This window comes from Brachybacterium rhamnosum, assembly GCF_039526185.1.
Taxonomy (GTDB): Bacteria; Actinomycetota; Actinomycetes; order Actinomycetales; family Dermabacteraceae; genus Brachybacterium; species Brachybacterium rhamnosum.
This window is the reverse complement of record NZ_BAAAIS010000001.1, coordinates 326,182-344,782: the sequence shown is the minus strand read 5'-3', so window position 1 is coordinate 344,782 and position 18,601 is coordinate 326,182. Positions and strand designations below refer to the sequence as shown.

General features: G+C 73.6%; 16 protein-coding genes. 13 read left to right on the top strand and 3 right to left on the bottom strand.

What is annotated here, in order from left to right:
• Positions 1–44 precede the first annotated feature (44 nt).
• Genes ABD080_RS01590 through truB form a run of 3 tightly spaced genes read left to right on the top strand, consistent with a single transcriptional unit; the run spans position 45 to position 2,574 of the window.
• Positions 45–1,178: a TRM11 family SAM-dependent methyltransferase gene (locus ABD080_RS01590; RefSeq protein WP_343903397.1), complete on the top strand. Its 1,134-nt coding sequence runs from the start codon at positions 45–47 to the stop codon at positions 1,176–1,178.
• Positions 1,175–1,672, top strand: coding sequence for a 30S ribosome-binding factor RbfA (rbfA, locus tag ABD080_RS01585; protein WP_137771268.1), 498 nt, complete (start codon positions 1,175–1,177; stop codon positions 1,670–1,672). Before ABD080_RS01590 ends, rbfA begins: the two co-directional genes overlap by 4 nt.
• A complete protein-coding gene (gene truB / locus ABD080_RS01580; RefSeq protein WP_343903396.1) occupies positions 1,669–2,574 on the top strand; it encodes a tRNA pseudouridine(55) synthase TruB in 906 nt (301 codons plus the stop codon). The genes rbfA and truB overlap by 4 nt, the downstream gene beginning before the upstream one ends.
• A 112-nt stretch (positions 2,575–2,686) precedes the next feature.
• On the opposite strand, the gene ABD080_RS01575 is transcribed toward truB, so the two are convergent.
• Positions 2,687–4,222, bottom strand: coding sequence for a L,D-transpeptidase (locus ABD080_RS01575; RefSeq protein ID WP_137771266.1), 1,536 nt, complete (start codon positions 4,220–4,222; stop codon positions 2,687–2,689).
• 278 nt (positions 4,223–4,500) lie between these two features.
• On the opposite strand from ABD080_RS01575, the gene ABD080_RS01570 reads away from it, so the two are divergent.
• The 6 genes from ABD080_RS01570 (at position 4,501) to ABD080_RS01545 (ending at position 11,161) form a co-directional block, all read left to right on the top strand.
• Complete coding sequence (locus ABD080_RS01570) at positions 4,501–5,517, top strand: bifunctional riboflavin kinase/FAD synthetase (protein WP_137771265.1); 1,017 nt, start codon at positions 4,501–4,503, stop codon at positions 5,515–5,517.
• A 150-nt stretch (positions 5,518–5,667) separates the two neighbouring features.
• On the top strand, positions 5,668–5,937 hold the full coding sequence (gene rpsO / locus ABD080_RS01565) for a 30S ribosomal protein S15 (protein WP_137771264.1): 270 nt from the start codon (positions 5,668–5,670) through the stop codon (positions 5,935–5,937).
• Between the two features lie 200 nt (positions 5,938–6,137).
• The gene (locus ABD080_RS01560) at positions 6,138–8,384 is read left to right on the top strand and encodes a polyribonucleotide nucleotidyltransferase (protein WP_343903395.1); all 2,247 of its coding nucleotides are present in this window, start codon (positions 6,138–6,140) and stop codon (positions 8,382–8,384) included.
• Positions 8,385–8,553: 169 nt separating this feature from the next.
• On the top strand, positions 8,554–9,891 hold the full coding sequence (locus ABD080_RS01555) for a M16 family metallopeptidase (protein ID WP_137771262.1): 1,338 nt from the start codon (positions 8,554–8,556) through the stop codon (positions 9,889–9,891).
• A 53-nt stretch (positions 9,892–9,944) separates the two neighbouring features.
• The gene (gene dapB / locus ABD080_RS01550) at positions 9,945–10,715 is read left to right on the top strand and encodes a 4-hydroxy-tetrahydrodipicolinate reductase (RefSeq protein ID WP_343903394.1); all 771 of its coding nucleotides are present in this window, start codon (positions 9,945–9,947) and stop codon (positions 10,713–10,715) included.
• A gap of 20 nt (positions 10,716–10,735) precedes the next feature.
• Entirely contained in the window at positions 10,736–11,161 is a 426-nt protein-coding gene (locus ABD080_RS01545; protein ID WP_137771260.1) for a hypothetical protein, read from the top strand.
• Positions 11,162–11,186: 25 nt separating this feature from the next.
• On the opposite strand, the gene ABD080_RS01540 is transcribed toward ABD080_RS01545, so the two are convergent.
• Both ABD080_RS01540 and ABD080_RS01535 read right to left on the bottom strand, forming a co-directional pair.
• Positions 11,187–11,501, bottom strand: coding sequence for an AzlD domain-containing protein (locus tag ABD080_RS01540; RefSeq protein WP_137771259.1), 315 nt, complete (start codon positions 11,499–11,501; stop codon positions 11,187–11,189).
• The gene (locus tag ABD080_RS01535; RefSeq protein WP_343903393.1) at positions 11,498–12,292 is read right to left on the bottom strand and encodes an AzlC family ABC transporter permease; all 795 of its coding nucleotides are present in this window, start codon (positions 12,290–12,292) and stop codon (positions 11,498–11,500) included. The genes ABD080_RS01540 and ABD080_RS01535 overlap by 4 nt, the downstream gene beginning before the upstream one ends.
• A gap of 82 nt (positions 12,293–12,374) precedes the next feature.
• Between ABD080_RS01535 and ABD080_RS01530 the strand changes: the two genes are divergently transcribed.
• The 4 genes from ABD080_RS01530 (at position 12,375) to ABD080_RS01515 (ending at position 18,564) form a co-directional block, all read left to right on the top strand.
• Positions 12,375–13,118: an HAD family hydrolase gene (locus ABD080_RS01530; protein WP_137771257.1), complete on the top strand. Its 744-nt coding sequence runs from the start codon at positions 12,375–12,377 to the stop codon at positions 13,116–13,118.
• A 78-nt stretch (positions 13,119–13,196) separates the two neighbouring features.
• On the top strand, positions 13,197–15,803 hold the full coding sequence (locus ABD080_RS01525; RefSeq protein WP_343903392.1) for an asparagine synthase-related protein: 2,607 nt from the start codon (positions 13,197–13,199) through the stop codon (positions 15,801–15,803).
• A gap of 131 nt (positions 15,804–15,934) precedes the next feature.
• Entirely contained in the window at positions 15,935–16,873 is a 939-nt protein-coding gene (gene dapA / locus ABD080_RS01520; RefSeq protein WP_343903391.1) for a 4-hydroxy-tetrahydrodipicolinate synthase, read from the top strand.
• A complete protein-coding gene (locus ABD080_RS01515) occupies positions 16,870–18,564 on the top strand; it encodes a ribonuclease J (RefSeq protein WP_264450647.1) in 1,695 nt (564 codons plus the stop codon). Before dapA ends, ABD080_RS01515 begins: the two co-directional genes overlap by 4 nt.
• Positions 18,565–18,601: the final 37 nt, after the last annotated feature.

Sequence of the window (18,601 nt, the reverse complement as noted above, 5' to 3'; positions counted from 1 at the left end):
CGCACCAGCGGCACCCGGACCTCCCGATCAGGAGGTGACCCGAGATGACCCGATCCCTCCTGGCGCTGCGCGCCCCGTCCGCGAACCGCGTCTACACCTCCGCCGCCGGGCCCCTCGTGCTCGCCGAGGCCCGCTGGGTCCTCGGTGCGCACCTGGGGTCCGGCGTCGCCGTGCGCGAGCGCCCGGTGGGTGGGATCCCCGCCCTCGAGGTGTCCCTGACCGGTGGTGATGCGGACTCCGCGCGCGAGCTCCCCGCCCTGCTCTCCACGCTCTCCGCGACCTACGGGCTGTTCGAGCTCGTGGGGGATGAGCCGGGGGATCCGGAGGAGCCGTTGCTCCGGCCGCTCGCGGTCCCCTCGACCCTGCGTCACCGGGACGACCTCGAGACCATCCTGAAGTACCCCGGCAAGACCAACGAGCAGTTCACCGCCCTGCTCGTGAACCTCGCCGCCGCGCTCTCCACGCGCCGCGCCGGACTGCGCGACGGCAGCCTGCGGCTGCTCGACCCGATGGCCGGCCGCGGCACCACCCTGAACCGTGCGCTGCGGCTCGGGCTCAGCCCCGTCGGCGCGGAGATCGACCGCAAGGACGTCGACGCCTACCGGGCGTTCCTCTCCACCTACCTGCGCACCCACCGCTACAAGCACACGGTCGCCGCGAGCCGGCTCAGCGTGCGCGGCGAGCAGCTCGGCACTCGCGTGGACGTCGAGCTCGCGGAGGACAAGCGCGTCCAGCGCGAGACCGGCGGCCAGCGCCTCACACTGCTGGGCTGCGACACCCGCCGCCTCGGCGAGCTGCTCCCGGACGCCTCGATCGACGCCCTCGTCGCGGATCTGCCCTACGGCGTCCAGCACGGCTCCCGCTCCGCCGGCGGCTGGGACCGCTCCCCGCTGACGGTGCTCGAGGAGGTCGCGCCCCGCTGGCGCGCCCTGCTGCGCGACGGCGCCGGGGTGGCGCTCGCGGTGAACCGGCATACTCTGGGCCACGCCGACGCCTCCCGCGCGCTCGAGGCGGCGGGCCTGCGCCTGATCAGCCACGACGGAGCGTTCCGCCACCGCGTGGACCAGTCCATCGACCGCGACGTCCTGCTCGCGGTGCCCACGACCCACCCGCGGCTCGAGGAGCTCACCGCCCTCGGCGCCGCGACGGATACCCGTCCCCAGGAGGACCCCTCATGACCGAGAACCCCCGCGTGCGGCGCCTCGCCCATCGCATCCAGCAGATCGTCGCCACCCAGCTCGACACGAAGGTCAAGGACCCGCGTCTGGGGACCGTGACCGTCACCGACGTCCGCGTGACCGGGGACCTCCAGCACGCGACGGTCTTCTACACCGTGTACGGGACCGACGAGGAGCGCGAGGGCACCGCCGCCGCGCTCGAGAGCGCGAAGGGCATGCTGCGCCGTGAGGTGGGCCGCGAGACCGGCGTGCGCCTCACCCCGACCCTCGAGTTCATCCTCGACGCGATCCCGGAGAACGCCCGCTCCATCGAGGACCTCCTCGTGACCGCCCGCACCCGGGACGAGGACCTCGCCCGCACGAAGGAGGGCGCCGCCTTCGCCGGCGAGGAGGACCCCTACCGGACCCCTCGTGAGGACATCGAGGACGACCTCGAGGACGACTCCGAGGAGCTCGACGCCGATGACGAGGTGCGCGGGGGCACCACCGCGTGAGCGGTCCCCACGGCATCCTCCTGGTCGACAAGGCGCCGGACCGCACGAGCCATGACGTCGTGGCCCGCGTCCGCTGGCTGCTCGGCACGAAGAAGGTCGGCCACGCCGGCACGCTCGACCCGATGGCCACGGGCGTGCTCGTGCTCGGCGTCGGCCAGGGCACCCGCCTGCTGACCTACCTCGTGGGTCTGGACAAGACCTACACCGCGACGATCCGGCTGGGCCGCGCGACGACCACCGACGACTGTGAGGGCGAGGAGATCGGCGAGGTCGTCCCCGCCGCCCACCTCACCGAGTCCCAGGTCGAGGCGGCGCTGGTCCCGATGCGCGGGGAGATCCAGCAGGTGCCGTCGACCGTCTCCGCGATCAAGGTCGACGGGAAGCGCGCCTACGCCCGCGCCCGCGCGGGGGAGGACGTGGAGCTCGCCGCGCGCGGCGTCCGCATCTCCCGCTTCGAGGTGCTCGGGCGTCGTGAGGAGGGCCCGCACCTCGACCTCGACGTCGTGGTCAGCTGCTCCTCGGGCACGTACGTGCGTGCCCTGGCCAGGGACCTCGGCGCCGCCCTCGGCGTCGGCGGCCACCTCACGGCGCTGCGGCGCACCGCGGTCGGCCCCTTCGGAGTGGACGAGGGTCTGCATGTCCCCGCCCGCGGCGAGGGCGACGACGTGGAGCTCCCGCTGCGGGGCCTCGGGACGACCGCCGCGGCGGTCCTCCCGACGATCACGGTCGACGAGTCCGGCGCATCGGACCTCGCCGTCGGCCGGCCCCTCCCCGGGGCGGAGGGCACCTCCGAGCAGCTCGTCGCGGCCCTCGACGCGGCCGGCGCCCTGTGCGCCGTGGTCCGCGCCGAGAAGGGCCGCTGGAAGCCGCTGCTCGTCGTCCCCCTCGACGCCCGGAGCTGAGCGGAGCCCGGCGCCGCTCGGCCCGCCGTCGCTCGCTCCGTCCCCGCCGCACGCACAGCGCCCCCGCCCGGATCACCGGACGGGGGCGCTGCGCATGCGGGGGAGGGGATGGTCAGCGATGGACCTCGACCCGGGTGCCCATGCCGCCCCAGTCGTAGAGCCACTTCGCATCGGACACCGGCAGGTTGATGCAGCCGTGCGAGCCGGAGTAGCCGAAGGAGGAGCGCCAGGGCGCGCCGTGGAAGGCGTAGCCGCCGTGGAAGTACTGCACCCAGGGGACGTCCTCGGTGTAGTAGTACTTCTCGTGGCCCACCGGGTAGCGGGAGGCGTTGGTCATGTCCTGCTTCTCGTAGGTCAGGTAGACCTCGAACGAGCCCTCGACGGTCTCGTAGCCGGACTTGCCGTCGACCATCGAGCGCGGGCCCCACACGGGGGTGTCGCCGACGTAGGCGGTCACGGTCTTGTCGGAGAGGTTCACGTCGATCCACTTCTCGCCGGTCGGCGTGGCGTTCTCCTCCTCCTTCTCCTCGGAGTCCTCGGAGGTGGCCTTGTCCTTGTCGTCCTTGGCCTTGTCCTCGTCCTCCTCGGCGGGGGCGTCGACCTTCTGGATCTCGGCGGCGACGGACTTCGTCTCGAAGGTTCCCTCGAAGGGGCTCGTGCCCTGGAGGGAGGAGATGAGCTGGTCCGCGACGGCGTCGGTGTTCGTGATCTCGACGCCGTCCTGCTTCTCGGCGACGACCTTCACGGTCTTGCCGGACTCGTCGACCTGCTCGATGCCGTCTTTCTTCTCCTTGGTCCGCTTCTCGGCGCGCTCGGCGACCCAGTCGCGCACGGCGTCCTCGTCGACGGAGACCTCGAGGGCGGATCCGGCCTCGTCGGCGGCGACCGAGAGCCAGCTGCTCCGGCGCTCCTTAGAGATCTCGAGGACCTCGCCGTCGGCGTCCTTGATGACCATCGACTGGTCCAGGAGCGAGGCGATCTCGCCCACGGTCTTCTCCGCCTCGTCGGTGGTGATCGCGGGGGCGATCTCCTCGATGGGCTGCTCGACGGTGAAGGACTCGAGGGAGGCGGCCTTCTCGGTGACGGTGTCGACGAGGGCCGTCGGGTCGACGCCCTGGCCGGCGGTGCCGGGCACCGCGTTCCAGGTGCCGGCGTCCTCGTCGTACTCGACCTTCGCGTCGACCGGCTGGGTGCGGTCCGCGGGGACGAGCCCCTTCGCGACCTCGGCGGCCTTCTTCCGGTCGACGTCCACGACCGGCGTCACGGCGTGCTCGCCGGACCAGGTCGAGGCGACGACGTCGGGGAGTGCCCGGTCGCGGTCGAGCGCGGAGGCGGCGGTGGCGTCTGCGTCCACGCTCACGCCGAGATCGGCGAGGGAGACGTCCTTGCTGTTCTCGCCGGCGTCGATCGTGACGGTGACGTCGTCGGCCTTCCCCGCCACGAGGGCGGCGATCTCCTCGGCGCTCTTGCCGGAGACGTCCTGGCCGAGCACCGTGGTGCCGGGCAGCGCCTTGCCGTCGAACTGCTTGGCGTACGCCAGCGCGCCGCCCGCGAGGATCACCGCGAGCACCGCGAGGATCGCGAGCAGCACGAGGGCCACGCGCCGGCGGCCGTGGCGGCCCGTGGCCGTGTCGGTCACGTTCGTCATGGTCATCGTTCCGTTCCCGGGCGGCGTCGGTGCCGCACCGCGCGCTCGCGCGGAGGCGACGGGGAGAGCCCCATACCACCCTTTCCTGTCCACGATAGCCGAGCCCGGTACCCCGGGGTCCTGCAGGACTCTCCGATGTTCGTCACAGGGAGGTCACATCGTGGCCGCGCGGCCGCCCGCGGGCCGGGAGCACCGGGGTTACAGTGGCCCACGGCGTCCGGGAGCCCCCGCGCCACCGCCGTGGGCCGCGCGCCCTGCCCGGAAGGATCCGCTGCCCCGTGACCCCCACGCCCATCTGGCACTCCCCGGCGGAGGTGCCCGCGGACCTCGGCCCGACGGCGGTCTCGATCGGCAACTACGACGGCGTCCACCGCGGCCACCGCGCCGTGCTCGACCAGCTCGTGCGCCATGCCGAGGCGCGCGACCTCGCCCCCGTGGCCCTCACCTTCTGGCCCCACCCCCGCCACGTCATGACCGGCGTCGCGGAGCCGCCCCTGCTCACGGGCCACGCGGACCGCGACCGCCTGCTCCTGCTCGCCGGGGTCGCGGGCGTCCTGGATCTCGAGTACACCCTCGAGTTCGCTCAGCACAGCCCCGAGGACTTCGTGCGCACCTTCCTCGTCGAGGGGCTCGGCGCCCGCTGCGTCGTGCTCGGCGAGGACGCCCTCTTCGGCAAGGGGAACTCGGGGACCATCCACACGATGCGCGCGCTCGGCGAGGAGCTCGGCTTCGAGGTCGTCACCGTCGCGGACGTCGGCCCCGAGGGGGAGGGGAGCGGCCGCATCTCCTCCTCCGCGATCCGCGCGGACCTCCTGCGGGGCGACGTCGCCGCCGCCGCGGAGATGCTCGGCCGCCGCCACACGGTGACCGACACGGTCCACCACGGCTTCCAGCGCGGCAGGGAGCTCGGCTTCCCCACCGCGAACCTCGGCCCGCACCCCGCGGGACTCGTCCCGGCCGACGGCGTCTACGCGGGCCGGCTGACCGTGCTCGAGCAGGACCCCCGCCACGAGGGCTGCCCGCCGCTCGCGGGCGCGCCCGCGACGATCTCGATCGGCACGAACCCCACGTTCACCGTGGACGGCGTCCCCCAGCGGGTCGTCGAGGCCTACGTGCACGGCGACCACACGCTGGACCTCTACGGGGACACCGTGCGGCTCGAGTTCGTGGACTACCAGCGGCCCACGCTGCGCTTCGAGTCCGTGGACGCGCTCGTGGTCCAGATGCACGAGGATGTCGAGGTGACCCGCCGCACTCTCGAGGTCGACGCCTCCCGGCCGGAGAGCGCCGGCTGATACCCTGGCCATGCCGTGACATCGGCCGCGGAGAGCAGTCCGCACCCCCTCGCAGCACCCCTCACGGGAGAGCCGCGCGCGGGCAGGACGCTCGCACAGAGAGCCCGGGTCAGCAGGACCCGCGGCGCCGCGCAACGACCAGGGAGAGCTATGGCATTCGACACCGCCACCAAGCAGCAGATCATCGCGGAGTACGGCACCTCGGAGGGTGACACCGGCTCGCCCGAGGTCCAGATCGCGCTGCTCACCCACCGCATCACCTACCTGACCGAGCACCTCAAGTCGCACAAGCACGACCACCACACGCGTCGTGGCCTGATGCTGCTCGTCGGCCAGCGCAAGCGACTCCTGAAGTACCTCCAGGGCGTCGACATCGAGCGGTACCGCGCGCTGATCCAGCGCCTCGGCATCCGCCGCTGATCCTCACCGCCGCTCGCCCTCCGGGGCGGGCGGCGGTTCGATGTGCCCGCACTTCGGCGGGCACCGGAACCCCGCCCCCGACCAGGTTCGGTCCTCGGCAGTGACCTGCGGAGCGGATCCCCGCGATCCGATCCCGCGCGTGACTGACGATGGCCGCACCGGCAGGGGCACCACCGAACACAAGGAGATACCTCATGGCCATGGAAGGCCCTGACATCACCGCGACCACCGCGGTCATCGACAACGGCTCGTTCGGCCGTCGCGAGGTCCGCTTCGAGACCGGCCGCCTCGCCCAGCAGGCCGCCGGCGCCGTCGCCGTCTACCTCGACGACGACACGATGGTCTTCTCGGCCACCGCCGTGTCGAACAAGCCCAAGGACCAGTTCGACTTCTTCCCCCTCACCGTCGACGTCGAGGAGCGGATGTACGCCGCGGGCCGCATCCCCGGCTCCTTCTTCCGTCGTGAGGGCCGCCCCGGCACCGACGCGATCCTCGCCGCGCGCCTCACGGACCGCCCGCTGCGCCCCGCCTTCGTCAAGGGCCTGCGCAACGAGGTCCAGGTCGTCCTCACGGTCATGGCCTGCGCCCCCGACGACTCGTACGACGTGGTGGGCATCAACGGCGCCTCCGCCTCCACCCAGATCTCCGGCCTGCCCTTCTCCGGCCCGATCGGCGCCGTGCGCATCGCGCTCATGCCGACCGCCCAGGGCGGCCAGTGGGTCGCGTTCCCGACCTTCGCCCAGCTCGACGAGGCCGTCTTCTCGATGGTCGTCGCCGGTCGCATCGTCGGCGACGACGTCGCGATCATGATGGTCGAGGCCGAGGCCACCGACAACTCCTGGAGCCTCATCAAGGAGCAGGGCGCGATCGCCCCCACCGAGGAGGTCGTGGCCGAGGGCCTCGAGGCCTCCAAGGTCTTCATCCGCAGCCTCTGCGAGGCGCAGATCGAGCTCGCCCGCACCGCCGCCAAGCCGGTCCGCGAGTTCCCCCTCTTCCTGGACTACCAGGAGGACGCCTACGGCATCGTCAAGGGCGCCGTCTCCGAGCGTCTCGCCGCGGTCATGCAGATCGCCGCGAAGACCGAGCGCGAGGAGAAGACCGAGGAGCTGCTCGCCGCGGCCCTCGAGGAGCTCGCCGGCGAGGGTAAGCCGCTCGCCGGCCGCGAGAAGGAGGTCTCCGGTGCCTACCGCGCCCTGACCAAGAAGCTCGTGCGCCAGAAGATCCTCACCGACGGTGTGCGCATCGACGGCCGTGGGCTGCGGGACATCCGCCAGCTCTCCGCCGAGGTCGAGGTGCTCCCGCGCGTGCACGGCTCCGCCCTGTTCCAGCGCGGCGAGACCCAGATCCTGGGCGTCACCACGCTGAACATGCTCAAGATGGAGCAGCAGATCGACTCCCTCGGGCCGGTCGACCGCAAGCGCTACATCCACCACTACAACTTCCCGCCGTACTCCACCGGCGAGACCGGCCGCGTCGGCTCCCCGAAGCGCCGCGAGATCGGCCACGGCATGCTCGCCGAGCGCGCCCTGGTGCCGGTGCTCCCGGGCCGCGAGGAGTTCCCCTACGCGATCCGCCAGGTGTCCGAGGCGCTCGGCTCCAACGGCTCCACCTCGATGGGCTCCGTGTGCGCCTCGACGCTCGCGCTGCTCAACGCCGGTGTGCCGCTCAAGGCCCCCGTCGCCGGCATCGCCATGGGCCTGGTCTCCGACCAGGTAGCGGGCGAGACCAAGTACGCCGCCCTCACCGACATCCTCGGTGCGGAGGACGCCTTCGGCGACATGGACTTCAAGGTCGCCGGCACCTCGGAGTTCGTCACCGCGATCCAGCTGGACACCAAGCTCGACGGCATCCCGGCCTCCGTGCTCGCCGCCGCGCTGTCCCAGGCCCGCGAGGCGCGCCTGCACATCCTCGGTGTCCTCGCCGAGGCGATCGACACCCCGGACGAGATGTCGCCGCACGCCCCGCGCGTGCTCGCCGTCACCATCCCGGTGGACAAGATCGGTGCGGTCATCGGCCCGAAGGGCCAGATGATCAACCAGATCCAGGACGACACGGGCGCGGACATCACGATCGAGGACGACGGCACCGTCTACATCGGCGCGACCGACGGCCCCTCGGCCGAGGCGGCCCGCTCCGCGGTCAACGCCATCGCGAACCCGCAGGTCCCCGAGGTCGGCGAGCGCTACCTCGGCACCGTGGTGCGCGTGGTGGACTTCGGCGCCTTCGTGTCCCTCACCCCGGGCAAGGACGGGCTGCTGCATGTCACCCAGCTGCGCAAGCTGAACGACGGCAAGCGCGTGGACAGCGTCGAGGACGTCGTCAAGGTCGGCCAGAAGATCGAGGTCGAGATCCGCGAGATCGACGCGCGCGGCAAGATCAGCCTCGCCGTGGTCGAGGACGACGCCCCGGAGTCCTCCGAGGCGCCGGCGGAGACCCCCGCCGAGTGATCCCCTCGGGGGAGCGGTGACCCGGAGCGATCCGGCCACCGCCCCCCGCCGCCGAGGGCGGCACCCCGCACGGGGTGCCGCCCTCGGAGCGTCCGCGCCCGGCACGCGGCGCGTCCGCTGTGAGCGAGGACTCGGCCGTGACCCCCTGCGGGCGTGGAACAATCGATCGATGCCTCTCGACCTCGCCTTCGACGACCCCGCGTCCGACGTCCTGCTCGACCCCGCCGCCGGGGTGCGCCGCAGCGTCCTCCCCGGCGGTGTGCGGCTGCTGACCCAGACCGACCGCTCCGTGCGCAGCGCGACCGTGGGCCTCTGGCTGCCCGTCGGGTCCCGCGACGAGCGACCCGAGCACGCCGGCTCCACGCACGTCCTCGAGCACCTGCTGTTCAAGGGCACCTCCCGTCGCAGCGCCCTCGACATCGCCGCCGCCTTCGACGAGGTGGGCGGCGACTCCAACGCCGTCACCGCGAAGGAGCACACCCTCTACTACGGGCGCGTGCGCTCCGCGGACCTCCCCATGGCCGTCGACGTCCTCACCGACATGATCACCTCGAGCCTGCTCGAGGAGGAGGCGCTCGCGACCGAGCGCGAGGTGATCCTCGAGGAGCTCGCGATGGCGGAGGACGACCCGCAGGACGTCGGCTACGAGACCTTCCTCGCCGACGTCCTCGGCCCCGACACCCCGATCGGGCGCCCCGTCGGCGGCACCGCGGAGACCGTCACCGCGCTCGGCATCGAGCAGGTGCGCACCCACTTCCGCGAGCACTACCGCCCCGAGAACCTCGTGGTCACCGCCGTCGGCGACCTCGACCACCACGAGCTGGCCGCGTGGATCACCCAGGGCCTGCGCCGCGGCGGCTGGGACCTCGCGGAGGGCGCGCTGCCCCGCCGTCGCCCGCGCCAGGACGCGGCCCTTGCGGGCGGCCCCGCCCTCGGCGCGGGGGAGGTCGCCGCGCTCGCCCCGCACCGCCTGGACCGTCCCGCCGAGCAGAACCACATCTACCTCGGCGGCACCGGGATCAGCGCGGTCGACGAGGACCGTCATGCGCTGTCCGTGCTCATGTCCGTCCTCGGAGGCGGCATGTCCTCGCGGCTATTCCAGAACATCCGCGAGCAGCGGGGGCTCGCCTACTCCGTCTACTCCTTCAGCGCCGGGTACCGCGACGCGGGCCTGTTCGGCCTGTACGCCGCCTGCCGCCCCGCGCGCACCGCGCAGGTCGTCGAGCTGCTCGCGGCCGAGCTCGCCACGATGGGGGAGCGGGGCGTGGACGAGGATGAGATGCGCCGCGCGCTCGGGCAGATCACCGGGTCCTTCGCGCTCGGCCTCGAGGACACGAGCAGCCGCATGGGCCGGCTCGGCACGATCGAGCTCGTGCACGGCCGCTACTCGGGCGTCGACGAGACGCTCGCCCGGATCGGCCGGGTCACCGCAGCGGAGGTCCAGGAGCTCGCCGCGCGCCTCTCCGCCTCGTTCTCCACGCGGGTCGACGTCGGCCCCGCCGCCTGATCCCCACCACCCGCCCCCTGTCGACCGCCCCGCTTCCGCACGAAGGAGCTCTCATGCCCGGCACCCCCGCCTCCCGTCCCCTCCGCGTCGCCGTCCTCGGCGCCTCCGGCCGCATGGGCTCGGAGGCCTGCCGCGCCGTCGACGGCGCCGAGGACCTCGAGCTCGTCGCCCGGATCGGCCGCGAGGACGACCTCTCCGCCGTCGTCGACGCCGGGGCGCAGGTCGCCGTGGACCTCACGGTCCCCGCCGTGACCGCGCAGAACGTCGACTTCCTCGTCGAGCACGGGATCCATGCGGTGGTCGGCACGACCGGCTGGGACGACGAGTCCCGCGGTGCCCTGCGCCGCCGCCTCGAGGAGGCGCCCGGGGTGGGCGTGCTCATCGCCCCGAACTTCGCGATCGGCGCGGTCCTCACCGCGTGCTTCGCCGAGATCGCCGCCCGCTACTACGAGAGCGCGGAGATCATCGAGATGCACCACCCGGACAAGCTCGACGCGCCGTCGGGCACCGCGGTGCACACGGCCGCGGCGATCGCCCGCGGCCGCGCCGCCGCGGGACTCGGCCCCGTTCCGGACGCGACCGAGAAGGATCCGCAGGGTGCGCGCGGAGCGGTCGTCGACGGCGTCCACGTGCACGCGGTGCGCCAGCGCGGGCTCGTCGCGCACGAGGTCGTCCAGTTCGGCGGGGTGGGGGAGCAGCTGGTGCTGCGCCACGACTCCTTCGACCGGGTCAGCTTCATGTCCGGGGTGCTGCTGGGCGTCCGCGAGGTCGGATCGCGGCCCGGTCTCACGGTGGGCCTGGACGGCTACCTGGACCTGGGCTGAGGGCGAGGGGGAGCGCAGCGATGCGTCAGAAGCTGATGGTGGCGGCGCTGGTCCTCATCACCGCCGCGTACGCCTGGGGCCTCGGCTGGATCGCCTGGGGGTTCTGGAGGGCGGGTGGCGGGATCGGGATCGGTCTCGCCCTCGCGGTGCTCGTGCTGCTCGTCCTCACGGTGTGGGTGACCTGGCGGGAGGTGCTGTTCGGCCTCGAGGCCGGGGGCCTCGCGCGGCGCTACGCCGGCACCGCCGTCGAGCACGAGGAGCCGCGCGAGGAGTTCGAGGCCGCGCGCGCCCACCTCGAGTCCGCCCCCGGCGCGGAGGAGGACTGGCGGGGCTGGTTCCGCCTGGCCCTCGCCTACGACGCCCTCCGCGACCGCAAGCAGGCCCGCGCCGCGACCCGCCGCGCGATCCGGCTGGCGCGCGAGGAGAGGGCGGGCGCCCGGTCCTAGCCCCGCAGCCCCCGGCGCGCCGGGCTCAGCCGATCCCCGCGGCCCGCAGCAGGGCGGTGACGGCCGCGGCGCCGATCACCACCGCGAGGAACGGGGCGCGCAGGATCAGCAGCACCACCGCCGCGGCGAGCCCGGCGAGACGCGCGTCGAGCACGATCGCGGTGCCGGAGGTCGCGACCTGCACGGCGACGAGCGCTCCGAGCAGCGCGATCGGCAGCAGGGTCGTGATCCGGGCGATCCGCGGCCGCTCGAGGAGCTCGGGCGGCACCTGGTAGCCGATCCACTTCTGCACGAAGGCGCCGATCGAGGCGGCGATCACGCCGATCCAGAGCATGCTCATCGGGTCCCCTCCTCGAGGCGCTGCTGCTCGGCGCCCCGGGACCGTGTCCGCACCCGCATCCCGGCGGCGACCGCGACGAGGGCCGCGGCGAGCACGGGCAGGCCGGCGGGCAGCACCGGCGTGGTGAGCAGGGCGACGAAGGCGGCGGCGACGGCGATCGCCACGGCCTCGCGCCGCCGGAGGCGCGGCCACAGCAGCGCGAGGAAGGCCGCGGCCGCCGCCGCGTCCAGCCCCCAGGCCCCCGGATCGGCGATGTGCTGCCCGGCGATGGCCCCCACGAGCGTGAACAGGTTCCAGAACACGTAGACCGCGATGCCCGCGGCCCAGAAGCCCGCGCGGATGCCCGCGGGGGTGCGCCCGGTCGCCGCGGCCGCCGCGGACTCGTCGATCGTCAGCTGCGCCCGGGCGAGGCCCCGGAGACCGCCGCGGGGGAGGTCCCGGGTGAGGACCAGGCCGTAGAGCGTGTTGCGCACGCCGAGCAGGAGCGCGGCGAGCGCGGCGCCGATCGCCGAACCGCCGCCGCCCACGACGCCCACGAAGGCGAACTGGCTGCCGCCCGTGAACATGACCGCCGAGAGCACCATCGCCTGCCACAGGTCCAGTCCGGAGGCGGTCGCGAGCGCGCCGAAGGAGAGCCCGTAGAGGCCGGTGGCCACGCCGATCGAGAGCCCGGTGCGGCGCGCCCTCGCGACCTCCGCGGCCTCGTCGGCCACCTCCGGACCGCCCTCCGCACCGAGGCCGCGCGCGGCGTCGCCGGACACGGGCTCGAGCGGGGACGGATCGGGGCGCATGATGCATCCCACTGTACGACCACCTGCACCGATACGGGCGCGGCGCCCGCGGCCGGGCGTCGCACCGTGAGACCGTGGAGGCATGACCACCCCCTCCTCCGCCCCGGGCCCCGCCGCCTCGGAACCGTCCTCCCGGGAGGACACGCTGCCGCTGGTCGCGGATGCCCTCCTGCTCGACATGGACGGCACCCTCATCGACTCGGGCCCCTCCGTGGAGCGCGCCTGGGGGACCCTGCTGGCAGAGCTCGACGCCCCGCGCCCCTTCGACCACACGATGCACGGGCGGCCCGCACGGCAGATCCTCGCCGAGCTGCTCCCGGAGCTGGACGCCGAGCAGATCGACGCCGCGCACCGCCGCATCGAGGAGCTCGAGATCGCCGACGTCGCCGGGATCGTCACGCTCCCCGGCACCCGCCGCGTGCTCGAGGAGCTCGAGGCCGCCGCGGAGCAGCTCGGCCGGCCCACCTGGACGATCGTCACCTCCTGCACGCGCCCGCTCTTCGAGGCGCGCTGGGCGCGCACCGGCCTGCCCGTCCCCGCCCACCTCGTCACGGCCGACCAGGTCACCCGGGGCAAGCCGGATCCGGAGCCGTTCCTGCTCGGCGCCCGCCGGCTCGGCGTCCCGGGGGAGCGGACGATCGTCGTGGAGGACTCGGCCGGTGGCCTCACCGCGGGCCGCGCGGCGGGTGCGCGGACGGTGGCGCTGACCACCACGACCCCGGCGGATTCCCTCTCCCCGCTCGCCGATGCCCTCGTGACCTCCCTCGACGACCTCGAGGTGACCGTCGTCGAGGGCACGCTGCGCCTCGGACGGCGCGGGGCCTGAGGGTCCGTCGTTGATAAGCTCGAGCGGCCGATCGCGGTGCCTCCGCGCTCCGGTCGTCCCCCACGGAAGGACTCGTCCATGAGCGGAATCTCCGGCAGCCACGGATCCGGCGCCGACCACGACGCGATCGCCGCACGCCTCGGCGCGGCGCTCGCGGCACCTGCCGGGGGAGAGGCCGTCGACCGCTCCGTGCCCGGCGGCGCGCTGACCCTCGTGGGGCCCGGCATCGGCGGCGCGCGGAGCGAGGCGATCGGCCGCGTGCTGCTGGCCGACGGCCTCACGGACGCCGCTGCCGCCGCGCTGCTGGACTCGCTGGGCGACGACCTCGCCGGCCTCGACCTCACCGCGATCGAGCAGCCCTACGCCCTCGCGCTCCACGACGAGGCCACCGGCACGCTCCTGCTCGCGCGCGACGGGCTCGGACGCGCACCGCTGTACTGGTGGACGGACGCCGCGCAGGAGCACCTGCTGTTCGCCTCCCGGATCGACGCGCTGCTGGACGCCGGGCCCGTGCCCGCGCGACCCGACGAGCGCACGATCCACCGCTTCCTCCTCGACGGCGTCGCGGACACCGACGAGCGCACCTTCGTCGAGGGGATCCACCGACTGCTGCCGGGCCAGGTGCTGCGTCACGGGCCGGACGGGCTCTCGCTCTCCGATGCCGCCCCGCTCGCCGAGGAGCTCCAGGGGATCGCCGCCGCCCCGGGCCGACCTCTCGACGACGCGGCCGTCGCCGAGGCGACGAGCCTGCTCGCCGCCTCCGTGCGCCGCGCCACGACCGCCGGGGACGCGATCGCCCTGACCGGGGACCTCGGCTCGCTCGCCGTCGCGGCCGCCGCCCCCGAGGGCGTCCGCGCCGTCGCCGCGACGCGCCCGAGCGGCTCCGTGCCCTCCGCCGTCACCGCGCTGCACGCCGCCCGCGGCCGTGACATGGAGCTGATCACCGCCCGGGACTCCCAGGGCGACCTGCTCGCGGACCTCGACGAGCTCTCGACCGCCCTCGGCGAGCCGGTGCCCTCCGCCCGCGCGCACACCGCCCTCACCCTCGCCCGCTCCGCCCGCGAGGCCGGCGCCGGCGCGCTCGTGGACGGCGTCGGCGCGGAGCAGCTGCTCCCCTCGAGCGCCGCCCACCAGGTGTCCGGCCTGCGCCGGCTCCGCGCCGGCCGCCGGATCGGTGACCTCGCCCAGGGCGCCCTCGCCTCCCGCGGCGCGCTCCTCGGCGCCGCCCGGGGCGCCCTCGCCCCGCGGGCCGAGGTGCCCACCGAAGCCCTGCTCGCGAACGCCTTCGTCGCCTCCCACCGCAGCGAGCGGCGCGCCGCTCCCGCGAGCCTCCGCGCGGCCCTCGTCGAGGAGGTGCTGCACGGTGACCTCCCGGTGGCCCTGCGCGCCTCGCGCGCGGCCGCGGACCACGAGGGTCTGCGCAGCGCCTCCCCGCTCGTGGACGCCGGGCTGCTGCGGCTGCTCGCCTCCCTCGACGACGCGTCCCTGCTGCGCGCCGCGCGCGACGGCTCCCTGCTGCGCTCGGTGCTCTCGGGGCTCGCCCCCGGCGCCGATCTCCCCGCCCGCCCCGAGGCCTCCGTCCTGGACGAGCACGCCTGGATCGTCCGTCACGCCGACGACGTGCGCGCGATCCTCGCCTCCGAGTCCTTCGCCGCACGGCCCTACGTGGACGCGCGCAGCGTGCTCGCCTTCTTCGAGGACGTCGCCGCCCACCCCGAGCACCACCGCAGCGAGCAGATCTGGCGACTCCTCTCCCTCGAGCTGTGGCTGCGCGCCGTCATCGACCCGCGCACCGCAGCGGGGACCGAGGAGCAGGCCGCCCCCGAGACCGCGGGGGAGGATCTCGACCCCGACGCGATCGACGCCGCCAAGGCCGATCACGAGCCGAACCCCGGCAAGCGCCTCGACCTCGTCTCCGAGACCGACGGGCACACCTGGCGCCGACTGCCCCTGCAGACGGAGCTCGTGGGCCGCGGCGACGACCTCGACGCGATCGTGCGCGAGCGGGTGGAGCGCTTCGCCGCGTCGGTGCCCGCCGGCACGGTCCCCGAAGGCGCCCCCTGGTACTACGTGATCAGCGAGAAGATCGTCGCCATCACCCAGGGCCGCTCCTGGTACACCTGGGAGATCCACCCGCGCCCCTCGGCGAAGGTGCTCAGCCGCTTCGTGACGCGCACCCCGGCCGGCATCGGCCTCGGGGACCCGACCACGATGGAGCTCGCGATCCGCGAGGTCGGTCTCCCGCGGGTGCTCATGGCCTCCGCGGCGGGCGCCGCCGGCAAGCTGCTGCGCCGCCGCGGCGTGTTCTACGAGGTCGTCGGTGACAACGTGCGGGCCATCGACGGCCCCACGCCGTACTCGGCCTTCCCCTCGAACGTCTCCGCGAAGCTCCCGCCGAAGGACCCCGACGTGGTCGCGGCGCGGCTCTCCGCCGCGATCCGCGCCGCGGACATCCCCGCGGCCCTGCGCGAGAGCTTCCGCGGCACGGTCGTCATGGACGCCAACGACATCGGCCGCAACGTGCTGGGCAGCGACGTGTCCACACCGAAGGCGGACCTCGAGGCGACCTTCGCGGACAACCCGCTGGGCCAGGGCCGACAGCGCACACCGATGGCGATCCTCGTGGACCGGGGCGAGCAGCCCGGCGACGGGACCGCGCCCGCTCCCGCCGCGCCGAGGGGCTGAGCGCCCACCGCTGGACTAGGCTCGGGCAGCAGCGCCCGCCCCGCACCGATCGACATCCGCGCCGGACGCACGCCCGGCGCCCACCGCCACCTCTGACCGGCCCCGCCGGCCGCCCCTCCCGGGAGGAGACCATGACCACCTCCGACACGCGCCCCGCCCGCCCCTTCGGCGCCGTGGGCACCGCGATGGTGACCCCCTTCAGCGCGGACGGCCGCGCCCTGGACCTCGACGCCGCGTCCGCCCTCGCCGCGCACCTCGTCGAGCACGGCCACGACCAGATCGTCGTCTCCGGCACCACGGGCGAGTCGCCGACCGTCTCCGACCGGGAGAAGATCGAGCTGGCGAAGGCGGTCCGCGCGGCCGTCGGCCCGGAGGTCAGCATCGTCGCCGGGGTCGGTAGCAACGACACCGTCCACTCGATCGAGCTCGCCCGGGCCCATGCGGACCTCGGCCTCGACGGTCTGCTCGTGGTCTCCCCGTACTACTCCAAGCCCTCCCAGGCCGGCATCCTCGCGCACGTGCGCGCCGTCGCGGACGCGACGGACCTGCCGGTCATGCTGTACGACATCCCCGGTCGCACCGGGGTCCCCTTCTCCCGCGACACCCTCCTCGCCCTCGGCGAGCACGAGCGGATCGTCGCGGTCAAGGACGCCAAGGGCGATCTGCTCGAGGCGTCCCTGGTGATGGCGCAGACCGGCCTCGCCTACTACTCGGGCGAGGACGCGCTGAACCTCCCGTGGCTCGCCATCGGCGCCGCGGGCATCGTCTCCGTCGTCGGTCAGGTGGCCGGTGACCTCGAGCGGGCGATGATCGACGCCGTGGACCGCGGCGATCTCGCCGCGGCCCGGGCGGCGAGCACGTCCCTCGCCCCGCTGGTCGAGGCGATCATGACCCGCATGCCGGGCGTCGTCGCCGCGAAGCATGCCCTGCACCTGCAGGGCGTCCTGCCCCATGCCGCCCTGCGCGGCCCCCATGTCCCCGCCGACGACGACCAGGTGCGCGCTCTGGCCGCTGCCCTCGACGCCGCCGTCGGCATCCCCCCACTGGATCCCTCTCGGAGGCCCGAATGAGCACTGCCTACTCTCACCGGCTGAACCAGCCGCCCAAGCTGAAGAAGGACACCATGCGGGTCATCCCGCTCGGTGGCCTGGGCGACGTCGGCCGCAACATGACCGTCTTCGAGTACCAGGGGCGGCTGCTCGTGGTCGACTGCGGCGTCCTCTTCCCCGAGGACGCCCAGCCCGGTGTGGACCTGATCCTCCCGGACTTCGACGTCATCTCCGACCGTCTCGACGACATCTCCGCGATCATCCTCACCCACGGGCACGAGGACCACATCGGCGCGGTCCCCTATCTCCTGCGGCAGAAGCCGGACATCCCTCTCGTGGGCAGCCAGCTCACGCTCGCCTTCATCGAGGCGAAGCTCAAGGAGCACCGCATCACGCCCTACACCTTCGCGGTGAAGGAGGGACAGAAGGAGTCCTTCGGCCCCTTCGACTGCGAGTTCGTGGCCGTGAACCACTCGATCCCGGACGCGCTCGCGGTGCACATCGCGACCGGCGCCGGCACCGTGCTGCACACGGGCGACTTCAAGATGGACCAGCTGCCGCTCGACGGCCGCATCACCGACCTGCGCGCCTTCGCGCGGCTCGGCGAGGCCGGGGTGGACCTGTTCATGACGGACTCCACGAACGCGGAGGTCCCCGGGTTCACGCTCGGCGAGCAGGAGATCGGCCCGGTCCTGAACCAGATCTTCGGGCGCGCACGGCAGAAGATCGTCGTCGCCTCCTTCTCGAGCCATGTCCACCGTGTGCAGCAGGTGCTCGACGCCGCCGCCGCGCACGGCCGCAAGGTCGCCTTCGTGGGCCGCTCGATGGTGCGCAACATGGGCATCGCCGCGGACATGGGCTACCTCGACGTCCCGGACAACACGCTCGTGGACGTCCGCAAGATCGACAACCTGCCCGACGACAAGGTCGTGCTCATGTGCACCGGCTCGCAGGGCGAGCCGATGGCGGCCCTGGGCCGGATCGCGAACCGCGACCACCGTGTGAGCGTGGGCCCGGGTGACGTCGTCGTCCTCGCCTCCTCGCTCATCCCGGGCAACGAGAACGCGGTGTTCCGCATCATCAACGGCCTCATGGCGCTCGGCGCCGAGGTCGTGCACAAGAGCAACGCGAAGGTCCACACCTCGGGCCATGCGAGCGCGGGCGAGCTGCTGTACTGCTACAACATCGTGCGGCCGAAGAACGTCATGCCGGTGCACGGCGAGGTGCGCCACCTCATCGCGAACGGGCGGATCGCCGAGTCGACGGGCGTCGCCCCCGAGCGCGTGATCCTCGCGAAGGACGGTCACGTCGTCGACCTCAAGGACGGCGTCGCGAAGGTCGTGGGCGAGGTGCCCAACGGATACGTCTACGTCGACGGCTCGAGCGTGGGCGAGATCTCCGAGGCCGATCTCAAGGACCGCCGCATCCTCGGCGACGAGGGCTTCATCTCCCTGTTCGCGGTCGTCAACTCCGAGACGGGCGCGCTCATCGCGGGTCCGGAGATCCACGCGCGCGGCGTGGCGGAGGACGACGAGGTCTTCGAGCGGATCCGCCCGGAGATCGTGAAGGCCCTCGAGCAGGCCGTCGCGGACCAGACCAACCGTCGCGACACGCATCAGCTGCAGCAGGTCATGCGCCGCGTCGTGGGCCGCTACGTCTCGCAGCGGCTGCGCCGCAAGCCGATGATCATCCCGATCGTCGTCGAAGCCTGATCGACGTGCTGCGAGGGACGAGCGGTAGGAGATCAGG